The organism is Yoonia sp. BS5-3 (genome assembly GCF_038069655.2).
In the GTDB taxonomy this organism is placed as follows: Bacteria; Pseudomonadota; Alphaproteobacteria; order Rhodobacterales; family Rhodobacteraceae; genus Yoonia; species Yoonia phaeophyticola.
Genome location: NZ_CP150951.2, coordinates 3322204 through 3336498 on the forward strand (window position 1 = coordinate 3322204; position 14295 = coordinate 3336498).

Consider the following 14295-nt stretch of genomic DNA (forward strand, 5'->3'; position numbering starts at 1 on the left):
CAGAACATGCTATGAAAGACTGTCGATTCAAACATGCGACCTTACAACGCCCTCATTTTAATACCTTTTCTAACGGCCGGCGGGGCGTCAGCGCATGAAGCATGGGTGCTTTCACCCAGCGAATATGCTGCACTTGCAGCAGAACCGGTGCCCGAAATTTTCCTGTCCTCCACAACACTGCTGCTGTCTTCGGTGGTCGCCATGATTTTGGTCAGCGCGGCGCTCTGGATGCAAAATCAATTGGCACCGGTCGAAGAAAAGCTTTCAGCCCATCTGCCAGTGTTTGGATTGCGGGTCGGCGGCCCATTGTTGCGGCTGGGCCTTGCCGCCCCGATTGGGCTTGGCGCTTTGGGCGGGCTGCCCCGGCATGGCACACCCATCTGGAAAGAACCAACCTTCCTGGTCCCGGATATGCAGATCTCATACATGCCCGGCTATGAGATGCTGTGTTTCTTTTGCCTGGTGACAGCCGGGCTTCTGGCAATTGGCCTTTGGACCCGGATCGCCGCGCTGATGGTGATCGTCTTGACCCTGGCGGGCGGGCAGCTGTTTGGCGCTGTCTTTATCTATTCCTATGCTGCGCATTTCCTTGCACCCGCGCTGTTACTCCTCTGGATTGGGGCGGGTCCGCTAAGCGTGGATTGGCATTTTGGTAAGAAACAACCGCAGATATGGGGGCGGATCGATTTTATCTGGCCTGTGATCCTGCTGATGACCGGGGCGACCTTTGTCTACCTGTCACTGTCAATAAAGCTGGCCCATCCCACATTGCTGATCGCGATCCTTCAGCATGGAAAGCTCGACCAGCTTGGCATCCCGCTGCCCTGGATGGCGCTTGTAATGACGGGGGTCGAATTGATTGCGGGGCTGCTTTTGATGATGGGGCATCTGGTGCGACCCATCGGCCTGTTCTTAATTGGTGCTTTTACGTTTTTCTCGATCATTTTAGGTGAAACGCCTCTGTTTCACGCAAATCTTTACGCGCTGACATTCATGCTGGTCGTCTTCGGGACCCAGCCTGCAGCCGAGAACTTAAGGAAAATGCAATGGCGTATTTTTCACCCATCCTTGCTGCGCAGCTCGTTGGACTAGCAATCGCCGGGGTCAGCGTCACCCTGCCCACACAGCTGCGTGATGCTGGCCTGCCCAGCTCGCTTTTCGCCGAACTTGATACAACGCAGCCAAAGCCCGCACTCTCGGTCACTGCGACGCCAACGCAGACCGGCTGGCGGCTTGATTTCGAAACGGAGAACTGGATTTTCAGCGATCTCTGCGGACGGACAGATCAGCCCACAGCCGAAGGGCACGCGCATATCTATCTGGGGGATGAAAAGATCGGGATGGCGACACTGCCGTTCTTCTATCTTGATGCTCTGCCATATGGCAGCAACGCCCCGATCACCGTGTCGCTTAGGGGGCCAGATCATCGGGTCGTGGTCTATGATGGTGAAGTGATCTCAGCCGAGATCACGCTGCCCGCTGGACCCGTCTGACATAAAAAAGGGCCCGGCCGCACATGCGCCGCCGGGCCCCAAAATGCGATCAAACCTTACTGGTTTGTGTAATACGCCGAAAAGCCCGTCCGAACAGTCTGGAACCAAACACCAGATTCGCGGATGTTGGCCAGGCCCGTGTTCAACGCTTCAACAATCTCAGGACCGTTGGGATTGTTCTTTGACACAAAGACGTTCAGGACGTTGGATACGGTCATATTCGGGTTGATGGCGATTTGATCCGCCAGACCCAAACGCTGCGCGATATCCTCAGACTGGGTGGTCACAAGCGAAATACCGTCAACCTCACCAGCAACCAAAGCGGTAAAGCAGTCGTCAGGATTGACCGGCGAAACATATTCCATCACGTCACGGCCCAAGCCCATTGAGGTCGGGGCAACATCAGAATAGCCGTCAGGCGAACACATAACTTTGCCGGCAAAATCAGCGGCATCATCAGATGTGGCCAATGGGTCGTCACGGCGGGTCACGATGCCGGTCACGATCTCATAGAACGGGTCAGTGTGCAGGAAGTTGTCACAGCGAAATTGCGAATTCTCGGTCAGGCTCGCCGGGTCTTCACAATTGGGACGCAGCCATGGGAAAGCACCGTCAAAAGCCATTGCGGGGAGCAATGTTTCAAGATGTGAGCCCCAATCGTTCACGAAAATGATCTGGGTTTCGTATTGGGGCTCCATGGTGTCCATAGCAGCGCGGACCAGCTGGGTGTAAATACCGCCGCCTTCCATGCCTTCATCGGTGAAGGGGGGATAATCGCTGCCGGTCACCAGACGAATGGTCACGGGGCCATCACTAGACACACTTGTGACGGGCGTTGCAGGCTGAACAACAGATGCAGAGGCACCGGGCAGGCTACCATCGGCGCATGGCAAACGCAGCTGCATACCAACGCTGATCGTGTTGGGGTTAGCGCCAATCACGCTACGGTTTGCATCCCAAACGCTCTGAAAGCTAATGCTGCCATAGGCTTCACGGGCAATCGCACTCAGCGAGTCGCCAGGTTGAACGGTGTAGATTTCACAAGCCTGCTGCGCCTGCGCGGCTGCTGTGCTTGCCAAAAGCGCGAATACGGTTGCCTTTATTTTCATCAGATGTCTCGTCTCTCCTGTGTCGCACACAAGGCGCGAACGTTTCCTTCTTCAAAATCAGCACCAAGCGTCCAAACACAACACTCCAGCAAATACTGGGAAAACAGACCTTGTGCCGATCTACATAAACTTGGGTAATCATAAAAAATGTCCGGAATGCGTCGCAAAAGGGCCCGGGCAAAGAAAAATCGCGTCTCCGGGACGGTGCCCATGCCGTACAGCCCCGCGGACACATGAACTGCGCTGCATTCTCGGCCAGGATCACCGGGTGATCGGAACTTGCCGATCACGATCACAGAGTAACGGCGGCGGATCAGGCGTTACTTTTTGCTGGATTAACACTTTGGCAAGTGTTGCGCCCGCGCGGCGCGTTAAGCTGCCCTGGGGCCAGATCGCAGCAATACGCATTCTGTACGGCATATGTACGCCATACATAGCGTCAAAAACGCTTCGCTTTCAGTGCGTTAATACTAGAACGGGCGCTTCAATGACGAAGCGCCCGTAGCAAAGACAATGCGTTGCACAGGCCTAGAAATGGATGGCCTGCCCATAGGCATCCAGCACGCTCTCATGCATCATTTCGGACAGTGTCGGATGCGGGAAGACCGTTTGCATCAGATCCTCTTCCGTAGTCTCAAGCTGGCGCCCGACAACATAGCCTTGGATCAATTCCGTCACCTCGGCACCGACCATATGGGCACCCAACAGCTCGCCGGTCTTGGCATCAAAAACCGTCTTCACCATGCCCTCTGGTTCGCCCAAGGCAACGGCTTTCCCATTGCCAATAAAGGGAAAACGGCCAACCTTCACATCATAGCCTAGCTCTTTGGCCTTAGCCTCTGTGTAACCGACCGAGGCGACCTGCGGATGGCAATAGGTACAGCCTGCTATGCTCTCTGGCTTAACAGGATGGGCATGTTTGCCAGCAATCAGCTCAGCGACCATCACACCTTCATGGCTCGCCTTGTGCGCAAGCCACGGGGCGCCCGCGATATCGCCAATCGCATAAAGCCCTTCAACACCGGTGCGGCAGAATTCATCCGTGACAACATGGGTGCGGTCAATCTTGACGCCCAAGGCTTCCAGCCCCAGCCCCTCAACATTACCAACGATGCCTACAGCACTGATAACAGTATCAAATTCCACTTTTTCGGTCTTGCCGCCTGTCTCAATATGCGCGGTCACCTTATCCTTGGCACGGTCCAATTGCTTGACCACAGATTTCTCCATAATCTTCATGCCCTGTTTGACAAATTGCTTCTTGGCAAAGGCGGAAATTTCAGCGTCTTCCACTGGCAGCACCCGGTCCATGACTTCCACCACGGTGGTATCCGCACCCAACGTATTGTAAAAGCTCGCAAATTCGATCCCAATTGCGCCCGATCCAATGACCAGCAACTTCTTGGGCTGATGTGGTGGCACCAGCGCATGACGGTAAGACCAAACGCGTTCACCATCCGCCTCAAGCCCCGGCAGGTTCCGGGCCCGGGCCCCGGTGGCCAGAACGACATTCTTAGCGGTCAAATCTTCGGTGCCTTTGTCCGTTTTCACGGACACCTTGCCCTTCGCCGGAAGCGTGGCTTCGCCCATAATGACAGTGACTTTGTTCTTCTTCAGAAGGTGTTTCACCCCCCTTCCATCTGCTTGGCCACCCCGCGCGAGCGCTTGACCACAGCATCCAGATCATAGCCAATCCCGTCAGCAGACAGACCAAATTCCTTGGCACGGTGCATCAGATGAAACACCTCGGACGAGCGCAACAAAGCTTTCGTCGGGATACAGCCCCAGTTCAGGCAAATACCACCCAAATGCTCACGTTCGACAACGGCGACATTCATGCCCAATTGCGCGCCGCGGATGGCAGCAACATAGCCCCCCGGCCCGGCACCAATTACGATCAGGTCAAAGTTCTGCGCAGCCATGCTTGGTCCTCCAAATCCAAATTTAGTTGAACACTAAACTATTTTTTGAAGGATCACCAGTAACCCAACTGCATAGCAGCTAGTCAAATGTAATCATGCTCATACTGTCAGCGACTTGCGAACAATTCCTTCCTGCATCTTTGGCTGCATAAAGGGCCAAATCCGCTTGCTTTATCAATTCCTTAGGGTCGGTTCCGTGGGTTGGATAAACAGCAATCCCGATAGAGACAGTCACCTTGGGCAGCGGTCCGCCAATATATTTGACGCGCATTTCCTCGATCGACTGCCGCAACTCCTCGGCGCTTTCGGTTGCGCGCGATCGATCCGCGAGGGGCAGCAAAATGCAGAATTCTTCCCCACCAATACGGCAGGCGACCGCCCCTTCGGCATCGAGCGCGCACATCTTTTCCGCAATTGCCTCAAGAACGGCGTCGCCTGCATCGTGGCCATGTTCGTCATTGTAATTCTTGAACTTATCAGCATCGATCGACAGGAGCGCAAAATTGCCTTGGCGGTTCGCCGTTTGGCCGATGATCCGCCGCATCGCATCCAGGAAATAACGCCGATTATAAAGCCCGGTCAGCGGATCGCGCGTGGACTGATCTTGCAACTCATCGCGCAGTTTCACATTCGCAATCGCCATCGAGATATGCTCACCACAACGAATGGTAAATTCGATTGGGTCGATCACATCTTCGCTTTCAGCACCGGGCAAGAATTCGATATGCATCAGGCCAACCGTGTCGCCATGGGCCACAATGGGCACGCAGGTGAATTTTTCCGGCGATGGGCCATCGGTCGTCGCGCTTTTGACGTGATCACAGACAAATCCCAACTGGTCATTCGAATAGCTATAGCTGCGCCCACGCCGCAACGCCCAGCAACTGTCGGGTGTGACATTGTCCTGCTTGGTATCAAACTGCCACGCGCAGGCCTGTTCAAGCACATCGCGCGAATTCGAATAGATGAAAAGTTGCCCACGTGACCCGGGCAGAATCTTTTGCATAAAGGCGGTTACGATTTCATAAAGCTCTTCCAACGACTTACACGATTGCAGCCATTCATCCATTTGCGCAAGCAGCGACACCTCGCGTTTGCGCGCGCGCTCATGTGTCAGGACTTCGTTCGCGGTCTTCTCAGCACGCGCCGCTTCGGCCCGGGCATCTTCAAGCGCGCAAATCGCCTGACGCATATCGGTCACATCCGTAAAGGCGACAATATGGCCCCCATCCCGCACAGGCCTGACCTGAGCCGAGATCATGCCCCCGGCCTTGAGCCGGATTTCGAATTGGAAGGGTCTTTGATCATCAAACCCCGTCTGAATTTCGGCTTGGTTGAGATCAATTTCGTCGCCCCGCGACGTCAGTAAATCCAGCAGATCATCCAGTTTCGTGCCCAGGCTGAGTTGCGCAGGTTTGAGTTCCAGCAGGTGAAGGCTGCGCGCATTATGGGTGATGCAGGTCGCGTCCGCAGACCAAACGATCACGCCCTGTTCAAGCGTATCCAAAATCTGCGAAGCGAGCCCCTGATAGGTCGATCCCTGGGGACCATCATCAGCGGCCTGATCCCGCTTGAATGAACGCTCTTGTAACATGGTCTAACCTCTTCCCGACACGCGGAATGTGGTGCGACAAGTCCCAAAATAGCGTTAATCGGCCTCTACGATATCACTCAAATTTTCCGTATTCTGGATCGATTTGAAAACACCTCCATAGCCGCCGGAGGCCAGGAATTCCTGCTCGGCCTCGGTGCTGCGCCGACCAAGCGCTGCGTTGCGATATGGAAAACGCCCAAAGTCCCGAATGATCTGTCGATGCGCCTGGGCATGCGGCGCGTTGGCGGCCCCGCTTTGCGGCATCCGCGTATGGATCAAACGCACGGCCCGGTCCTGATCACACAGGTTTTCAGCATGCATCAGCGGCAGATAAAAGAACTGGCGTGCAGGTTCATCGATTTTCATATCCCAATGCCGCTCAATGGCCATCTTGGCGGCCGCCCGCGCCAGATCATCGGTTTCAAAGGCGCGCCCTTGATCGCGGAACATATTTCGGGGGAACTGATCGGTCAGGATGATATAGGCCAGCGTGCCTGACGGGTATGTCAGCCAAAGCCCCAAGGCACCTTCCGTGGCCTGTTTCCAGGTTGGTCCAAACTTGTCTTTGATTTTGGCGTCAAAGACCGGATCGGATTTGTACCAATCCGCTGGCGTGCATTCATCCAGCCAAAACGCCAATACCTCATCCGGGGTTCCCATGGCATCGCTCCTCACCTTGCCTTTATGGAAACCGAAACAGAGAAATTCTGACCTGGCAAGAGGCTGTGCGTTTTGTCCGCTCACATCATGTTTCGCTGTGACACAATAGGATCAGGCGGCGCCTGGCTCTGGCTCCTCATTGGCTTCGATGATTTCTTCTTCGGCTTCGATATAGGCTTCTTGTGCCACCTCGGCGACGATGGGGGTTGAGGCCGCAGAGACCGGCGCATATGGCACGATTTCGCTTTCATCGACATCGCGGCTCCGCTGCGTGGTCCGGTACAGCCCGTAGATCGCGACGGCAAACATCAGCGATGCGGTGAACAGCCAATAGCCGTTATCCCCGATGACATCCATCATCACCCCCACAATCAGCGGCCCGGCAATCGCACCCAGCCCATTGATGAACAAAAGCCCGCCAGAGGCTGCCGCCATATCGTCTTTTTCAAGATAGTCATTGGCATAGGCGATGATCAGCGCGTAAAGCGGGTTGGACATCCCCCCGACAATCGCGCCGCTGACAATAATCAGGCCGAAATAGCCGGGCAAAAGGAAGGCGATCATCGAACCGGCCCCGCCAAGCGCGGCGACCCAAATGATCAGGTTCCGCCGGTCCATCCGGTCCGACAGCCAGCCAATCGGATATTGCAGCACCAACGCCGCCACGTAGATCGTTGAGACAAAGAACGAAATCTCCCCAACGCTGAGCCCGATCCGGTTTCCATAGACCGCCGACATCCCAAATTGCGCTGCAAAGATCCCCCCCAGCATGAACATCGAAAAACAAGACAAGGGCGAGGCCGTGACGAGGTCCCGGATTTTCATGGGCTTGGTGGTCTCAAAGGCGGGCATGGGACGGGCCGACAAAAGAACCGGCGCAAAGGCCAAGGACACCAGCACCGAGGGGATGATGAACAGCACATAGCCTGACACATCGCCCCGGCTGACAATCCACTGGGCAAAGACGATCCCCGCCATTTGGACCATCAGATAGACCGATAGCGCCTTGCCCCGGGTTTCATTGGTTGAGGCGTCGTTCAGCCAGCTTTCGGCGGTGATATAGACGCCGCAAAAGCAAAATCCGATGATGACGCGGCCGATGGTCCAGGCCCAGGGCTCGACCAGGACTGGGTAAAGGATCAGCACGGCAGACACCATCGACCCGAGGGCCGCAAAGACCCGCACGTGCCCCACCCGCTGGATCAACCTTGGCGTGTAACGCGAGCTGAACAGAAAGCCCAAAAAATAGGCGGACATGACGATGGACAGGGCGAAGGTACTGAACCCTTCCTGATCGCCGCGCAGCCCAAGCAGCGTCCCTTGCAGGCCGTTCCCGACCATCAATAGGAACATTCCCAAAAACAGGGCCCAAGACCCGGTCAGCACCTGAAACATCGCGCACCCCCACGGAAAAACAGAACCGGCCTATCCCATGATTCTATGTCGATTTCATCACATGAAAACGACAGGGTCGCGTCTGTTCGCGCCCTACCCGCCTGCGGTTGCGGCCCAGGCCCTGTCCCAGCGGCCTTTCGCCAGATCATCCGCATCGATCCAAAAGTCGATAATGCCGCAATCGCAGAACATGAAATCCACGCCGTAGTCGCTATCAAACTGCGCCAGACGTATACCGTGGCCAGCTGTCGGGTTAGAGCCTACACCCTTTGCGCCCATCAGGTAATGCGAGGTCCCCCCTCTGGAGGGCGCAAATTGCGCCGAAACGCTGGCCATCATCTGAGATGGCACTTTGGCGCGCAAATCGGGATCACTGAGTGTGCGTTGAAAGAACATTTGCCACGCTGTGGCGACAACTTGTTCGGCCCTGACCCCTTTCAGGGTATCGCGGGCATAATTGCGGATCAGATCATCGAACCTGCCCAGATCCGCTGCGCTCAGCGCGGCGTCATTAGGCAGGCCCGCAATATCTGCGCGCAGTGCCGCAATCTCTTGCACCGCCTTTTGGAAAATGGGCAGGCGCGCTGTCACCTCGGGATCGACGCCTTTGCCCGATTTCTCACGATAACGCACATGACTTTCGTCTCTTTCAAGCTGGCCACCCACACTGTGATGCAGTGAGGCCAAGACATCATCGGCAAAACGCGCGACATAGGGAAAACGGCCTCCTAAGGCCTCGGGCGTGTAATGCGTGTTGCGTTTGACGACCCGCTGCCCTTCGGCGTTTTCTTCGGTAACGCGCTCAACCGAAACAATCGCACCCTTTACATTGACAGGCTCCGGGGCCTCCCCTTTGAGGCCCTTTTCCACAGCCTCGACGTGTTCATAACGGGCGTTGATGTAATTGTTGCGCCGCGCCAGACCTTCCGGCACGTCGTCTAATGGCCAGGACTGGGTCGGTCGCCCCGTCACGGGCCAGCGCGGGTATACTTTGATCCGTGGTGGACGAAAGGACCATAAAATACTCTCAAGGGCGTCTGCGCAATGATCCACCTGCGGCAGGTTTTCCGGGGCAGGCCGCGGCGGTAATTCCTTGGTGCTGACTGGGGCATAAAGCACGCAGCTTTCAGGTGACCCCGGCCCCTCCTCCCAGTCCATTTCTTCGTTGATATCCGCAAAAAACCACAACATGCCCACCTGCGGTAAATTGGGATCAGCGTCAATTCGCGGCATCTCGGATAGATCGATCTGCGCCAGATGATGCAGAGCAAAGCCCGTCTGCGGATTTTCGGGCCAAGCCATCCCTTCGGGCAACTTGGGCAGACCACCTAGATAGGAATTTGCATCCGACACCGGATCAATGGGCCAATGGCGTTTGAGGAAGATCGCAGGCTGGGCCTCTTGGTCCAGAAGGGCTGCAATCTCGGCCTCCGTCAGCACTGTCTCCTCCGGTGCTGGAATAGGCGACGGCGTTGGCTGGACACCAGCCTTGGAGCCGATCAACTGCGCCAGAAACTGCTGAAACCACGTCTGTCGTCCCAAGACCCCCAGCAAAAGCCCCATTATCGCCAATGCCAAGGCCAATTGCGGCACCCGCAAAACAAGCAGTGCGACAAGGGCAGCAATGATCAACCCCCAACGCAGCCTTTTCAATACCCGTGCGACGTCTTTTGGCATGACCTACTCCTTGCTTGGCAACAGCAGTGAGCTGTCCCCATAACTGAAAAACCGATATTCGTTGGCTATGGCATGGGCATAGATCGCCCGGATCGTGTCCACGCCCATCAAGGCAGAGACCAGCATCATCAGCGTGGACTTGGGCAGATGGAAATTGGTCATCAACCCATCCGCAATCTGGAACTCAAACCCGGGCGTGATGAAAATATCCGTGGGCCCGCGCCAAGGCTGCATCTGACCACCATGTGCTGCGCTCTCGATCAGGCGCAGGGCGGTGGTGCCCACTGGGATCACACGACCACCAGCAGCTTTGGTCGCAGCGATCTCGGCTGCAGCCTCCGGCGTAACCTCACCCCACTCCGCATGCATCTTATGGTCGCTGATATCATCAACCTTAACAGGCAAAAACGTGCCGGCACCCACATGCAAAGTCACATGGGTAAACTGCACCCCCCGGGCGGCCAATGCGTCCAGCAAAGGCCCATCAAAATGCAACGATGCCGTCGGCGCAGCCACTGCCCCGGCATGACGTGCCCAATAGGTCTGATAATCGTCCTTGTCCGCCTCATCCGCCGGCCGTTTCGCGGCAATATAGGGCGGCAGAGGCATCGCCCCCACAGCGGCAAGCGCGGCGTCGAAATCATCGCCCTTAAGGTTGAATCGCAATCGCGCCTGACCGTCCGCCCGGCTGATCATCTGCGCCGAAAGCGTATCCGAAAAGATGATCGTTTCTCCGTCCCGCACCTTTTTCAACGGCTTGACCAGCGCGGTCCAGGCGTCATCGGCCTGGGGCTCTAGCAATGTGACTTCAATCCGCGCGGCGGTGGCGCCGGCATCGGCCGAGACCCGGTGGCGTGTCCCAGAAAGCCGCGCAGGGATCACTTTGGTGTCGTTCAACACCAACCGATCGCCCGGCTGCAATATCTGCGGCAAATCGGCGACGATCCGGTCGCTGATTGTCGCGCCCTCAGCCAAAAGCAGTTTCGCGGATGTGCGCGGGCGCGCGGGCCGTGTTGCGATCAGATGCTCGGGCAGATCGAAATCAAAATCGCTCAGCTTCACTGGCTCAGCTCCGGCGCCGGTCTGCGGAAGATTTCGCGAAACATCCCCGGGGTAAAGGCCGAGAGCGGATTGACGGTGACCTGGGGCGCGCGAGAGGTGCCTGCGATGTTAAAATTAAAGCCGATCAAGCCTTCGCCCTTCCGTGTCAAGAAACTGCCGATCCCGTTGAGCACATAGAAAGGTGAGACCACCCCCTGCAGATCGACGCGCTGATTGCCGAGCGTGTATGTCCCGTCGACAGAAATGCCAAGACCCGGCCCGACCGCGCTGGCCTCAGACACGATGACCTGGTTCGGGGTCAGCCGAAAACGCGCATCAACCTCATCAAAGGCAAGCCCCTGCCCGTCAAGCTGTTGCAAAAGCCCGACAACGCTGATTGCATCGAGTAGCGCCGCCATGGTGGGCGCATCCCGCAGGCGTAGATCACGCACCGCAAGCGTGCCGTCAAAGGTCCCTTCCCCGCCCGTCGGCAGCAGCGTCAGATCAAGCGTGCCGCCATTGGCGTTGCGCAAGAAACCTGCCGCACGCAGCGCACCGCCAGCGTCTTCGCTGACCAGCCTTACCGCCGAGCGCCCATTGCGCGGCGCGACAGTCCCCCGCACGGCAGCACCGCCATTCAGCTGCGCCGTGAACTGCCCGGTAAACCCGCCTGCCCCTGAAAAATCGCCCCGGAAACTGTCCAATGCGATCCCTTCAGTGACCTGCAACCGGTCGAGCGCGATCGACACGGGCCCTGCCTCGCCTTGTGATGACCCAAAGCTGGCGCGGCGCAAATCAAGCGTCCCGCCGCGAATTTCCACCCCAACAGGCCGCCCGGCACCCCGGCCCCGCAACGTGATCGGTGCATTCAGCCAATCGGCGACACGGACCCTGCTGAAAACGGCCGTTTCAAGCCCGCCGCCAGCGGCCAAACTGATCCGCCCCTGCGCGCTCAGCCCGCCGCCGCTGATCTCAAGGTTTGAGATATCGGGCACAGCGCCCAGCGTCCCCTCGATCAGCAAGTTACCCGCCGTGTTGGCCGATTTCGCCCAGCCAATCGCCGGGATCGCAACACGCACACCGCGCAGATCAGAGGTCAAGGTAAAGCGGGGTGGCGCGTTTGGGATCAAATCAACGGTCAGTGCGCCCTGGCCAAGCCCAGACACCGTACCGGGGGGCAGATTGATATCAAGCGCGTTCAGAACATCGGGCGAAATTTCAACCTGCGCCTGGATTTGGCTGCCATTGCGCCCGGCCTCACCAAAGGCGCGGCTCCAACTGGCCTCGGCCGGGGCACCATCCAGACTGACGGGCCCGGTCAGGGTCAGCCCGGCGCGTGTCGCCGCCACAGTCAGGCGCGGCGCAACCAGGTCGCGCCCGGGGATCAACCCGGTACGGACCCGGCGCAGATCCGCGGCCATCTCAAAGCTGACATCATTGGGCGATCCGCCGCGGCGCATTGGCCAACTGACAAGACCCGTCACCTCCGCACGACCATCAGCAAGCGTGACCGGAAGGTTGGCCTTGTCCAAAAACTCAAACGGCGGTTGGTTCAGGATCGAAAGAACCGACGTCACCGATCCATCCGCCCGCAAATCCAAAGTCCCGGTCGCCGGTTTGGGCCGCACATCACCGATTGAGAAAACAGAACCGGCAAGGTTCAATTGCCCGCCTTCCGGGGCGTTGACGACACCGTCATCAACGGCAATGACAAGGCCATTATCGATAAAGCTGGCCGCCCCCCGTCCTCCGGTAATTGGCGGCATTTGCCGCATGAAGCGGACAGTTGCGTCGTCAAATTCAAACCCGGCTGCGAAATGGTTGGGTTGTCCTGGTGTGACCCGTAGCCCAAGCGCGGCCCCAAACAGCCGCCCGCCCAGCAGATTGTTCGAAAACCAATCGCGGGTTTTCGGTTTGAACGGGATCGGCCAGATGGCCATTAATTGATCCGGCGCCATTTCAGAGACATCTGCATTCAGCGCCATCTGCCATCCCGCATCTGTTGCGGCCAGCTCTCCATCGGCGATCAGACGGGTCTGCCCGTCATTGATCACCAGTTGGCCCAACTCGATCCGGAACGGATCAAACCGCAGACGCAGATCAACGGACGCATCCGGGATTGAGGGCGGCGTGTCATAAAACCCCGGCGGGTTTAGCGCGATGTTCTGGAATTGGAACTGCGCCAAAAGGGCCTGGGGCAGCCCATCCTGAAATTCGCGCAGGAAAGACGTGCCACTTGCTTGGAATGCGCCCCATTCCGTTTGCAAACTGACATCCGTGAACGCGATCTGATCGCGCTGCGGATCATAGGTCAGATAGGCCTTGGCCTGATCAAAGCGGAATGGCGCTGTGGCCGCATTGGGTTGCAGCACGCCCTGCCCGATCTCAAGCGATGCGCTGACAGGGCCAAGGGCGCCCGCCTCATCAAGCCCGGTGCGCATGGCTACGTCAATGGGTGCCTCTACCTCGCGCAGCCAGCTCAGCGCTGGTGATTGCGCGGCAATGTCACTGGCCAAAGCATTGTCGATATTCAGCCCGATATCAGCAGCATGGCTGCCGCGCGGGCTGGTATAGGACAGGTTCACATTGGTTACATCGGCCCCGCCAGACAAAAGCGCAAAATTCCCCCGCAGCGCTGTTTGCCCACCAGTCAGATCAAGATCAACCGTCCCGCCATCAACGATCCAGCTGCGCCCGGCCCGCGCATCATCGAAATTCACAATCAGCCCCGCCGCCCGCACGGTCTCAAGCGCTTCAAGGGCGGGGCGTTCAAAGACGTGATCAACCTGATCCAACAGTTCAGGCAAAGTGTTGGCGCGCCCCACCTCATTGCCGCCATTGATCAGCGCCACAGAGACCGAGCCATCCGCCGCCCGGCGCAGATTAACCTGCGCCCCCACCAGCAGCACGTCCTGCAACAGCAAATCCTGTTGGAAAATCAATCCACGCGGCGAGACCAGCCCTTCGACGATCGGCACCCGGGTAATCACCAACCCGCCCGCATCCGTCAATGTCGTGTCACGCAGCCGCACGACCGGGTGCAAATCCCGTCCAATCCGCATGCTGATCGCGCCAAACCGCAGCTGTCCGCCTTCAAGCACCTCGGCGGCGCGTGCCTCAATCCGTTCAGACACCCAACTGGGTGCGGTGATCTCGCGATCGATGATCATCACGGCAGCCGCCAAGGCAAAGACCAGCGGCGCCAAACAGACGATGAACACGGCGCGCATCCAGAACAGCAACCTTCCGAAACGGCGCCCTTTGCGCGGTTTGACCGGTTTGCCGGAAGCGCGTGCAGCGGCTTGCTGCGGATTAGGGGCGTCGGGCTGGGCCGGTTTGGTCACGATATCCTCTATTTGCGCCAGCCCCCCTTTAACTTTTTGAGAGCCGTTCTAAAACACAAT

Annotated in this window: 9 protein-coding genes and 1 pseudogene; 2 read left to right on the forward strand and 8 right to left on the reverse strand. The window is 57.7% G+C overall.

Translation table 11 applies throughout. The annotated features are described in order from the left end of the window. Positions 1-105: 105 nt before the first annotated feature. The gene (locus AABB29_RS16815) at positions 106-1092 is read left to right on the forward strand and encodes a hypothetical protein (protein ID WP_341365816.1); all 987 of its coding nucleotides are present in this window, start codon (positions 106-108) and stop codon (positions 1090-1092) included. Continuing rightward, positions 1047-1493: a hypothetical protein gene (locus AABB29_RS16820; RefSeq protein ID WP_341365815.1), complete on the forward strand. Its 447-nt coding sequence runs from the start codon at positions 1047-1049 to the stop codon at positions 1491-1493. Before AABB29_RS16815 ends, AABB29_RS16820 begins: the two co-directional genes overlap by 46 nt. A gap of 56 nt (positions 1494-1549) precedes the next feature. On the opposite strand, the gene AABB29_RS16825 is transcribed toward AABB29_RS16820, so the two are convergent. From AABB29_RS16825 to AABB29_RS16860, 8 genes and pseudogenes are all read right to left on the reverse strand, one after another. Continuing rightward, a complete protein-coding gene (locus AABB29_RS16825; protein ID WP_341365814.1) occupies positions 1550-2602 on the reverse strand; it encodes a LysM peptidoglycan-binding domain-containing protein in 1053 nt (350 codons plus the stop codon). 528 nt (positions 2603-3130) lie between these two features. After that, a pseudogene (gene lpdA, locus AABB29_RS16830) lies at positions 3131-4524 on the reverse strand (dihydrolipoyl dehydrogenase). A 79-nt stretch (positions 4525-4603) separates the two neighbouring features. Next, a complete protein-coding gene (locus AABB29_RS16835) occupies positions 4604-6118 on the reverse strand; it encodes a diguanylate cyclase (RefSeq protein ID WP_341365813.1) in 1515 nt (504 codons plus the stop codon). A gap of 54 nt (positions 6119-6172) precedes the next feature. Next, positions 6173-6778 (reverse strand): DUF924 family protein, encoded by a 606-nt coding sequence (locus AABB29_RS16840; protein WP_341365812.1) that lies wholly within the window; start codon positions 6776-6778, stop codon positions 6173-6175. A gap of 111 nt (positions 6779-6889) precedes the next feature. Then, the gene (locus tag AABB29_RS16845; protein ID WP_341365811.1) at positions 6890-8173 is read right to left on the reverse strand and encodes an MFS transporter; all 1284 of its coding nucleotides are present in this window, start codon (positions 8171-8173) and stop codon (positions 6890-6892) included. A gap of 93 nt (positions 8174-8266) precedes the next feature. After that, a complete protein-coding gene (locus AABB29_RS16850; RefSeq protein ID WP_341365810.1) occupies positions 8267-9850 on the reverse strand; it encodes a DUF1963 domain-containing protein in 1584 nt (527 codons plus the stop codon). A gap of 3 nt (positions 9851-9853) precedes the next feature. Beyond that, on the reverse strand, positions 9854-10912 hold the full coding sequence (queA, locus tag AABB29_RS16855; RefSeq protein WP_341365809.1) for a tRNA preQ1(34) S-adenosylmethionine ribosyltransferase-isomerase QueA: 1059 nt from the start codon (positions 10910-10912) through the stop codon (positions 9854-9856). After that, the gene (locus tag AABB29_RS16860) at positions 10909-14235 is read right to left on the reverse strand and encodes an AsmA-like C-terminal region-containing protein (protein ID WP_341365808.1); all 3327 of its coding nucleotides are present in this window, start codon (positions 14233-14235) and stop codon (positions 10909-10911) included. Before AABB29_RS16860 ends, queA begins: the two co-directional genes overlap by 4 nt. Between the last annotated feature and the right edge of the window lie 60 nt (positions 14236-14295).

Bases quoted from the DNA above. Each gene is read 5' to 3' on its own strand.
- AABB29_RS16825 (WP_341365814.1), bottom strand. From the start codon at position 2,602: ATGAAAATAAAGGCAACCGTATTCGCGCTTTTGGCAAGCACAGCAGCC.
- AABB29_RS16845 (WP_341365811.1), bottom strand. From the start codon at position 8,173: ATGTTTCAGGTGCTGACCGGGTCTTGGGCCCTGTTTTTGGGAATGTTC.
- AABB29_RS16835 (WP_341365813.1), bottom strand. From the start codon at position 6,118: ATGTTACAAGAGCGTTCATTCAAGCGGGATCAGGCCGCTGATGATGGT.
- AABB29_RS16840 (WP_341365812.1), bottom strand. From the start codon at position 6,778: ATGGGAACCCCGGATGAGGTATTGGCGTTTTGGCTGGATGAATGCACG.
- AABB29_RS16820 (WP_341365815.1), top strand. From the start codon at position 1,047: ATGGCGTATTTTTCACCCATCCTTGCTGCGCAGCTCGTTGGACTAGCA.
- AABB29_RS16850 (WP_341365810.1), bottom strand. From the start codon at position 9,850: ATGCCAAAAGACGTCGCACGGGTATTGAAAAGGCTGCGTTGGGGGTTG.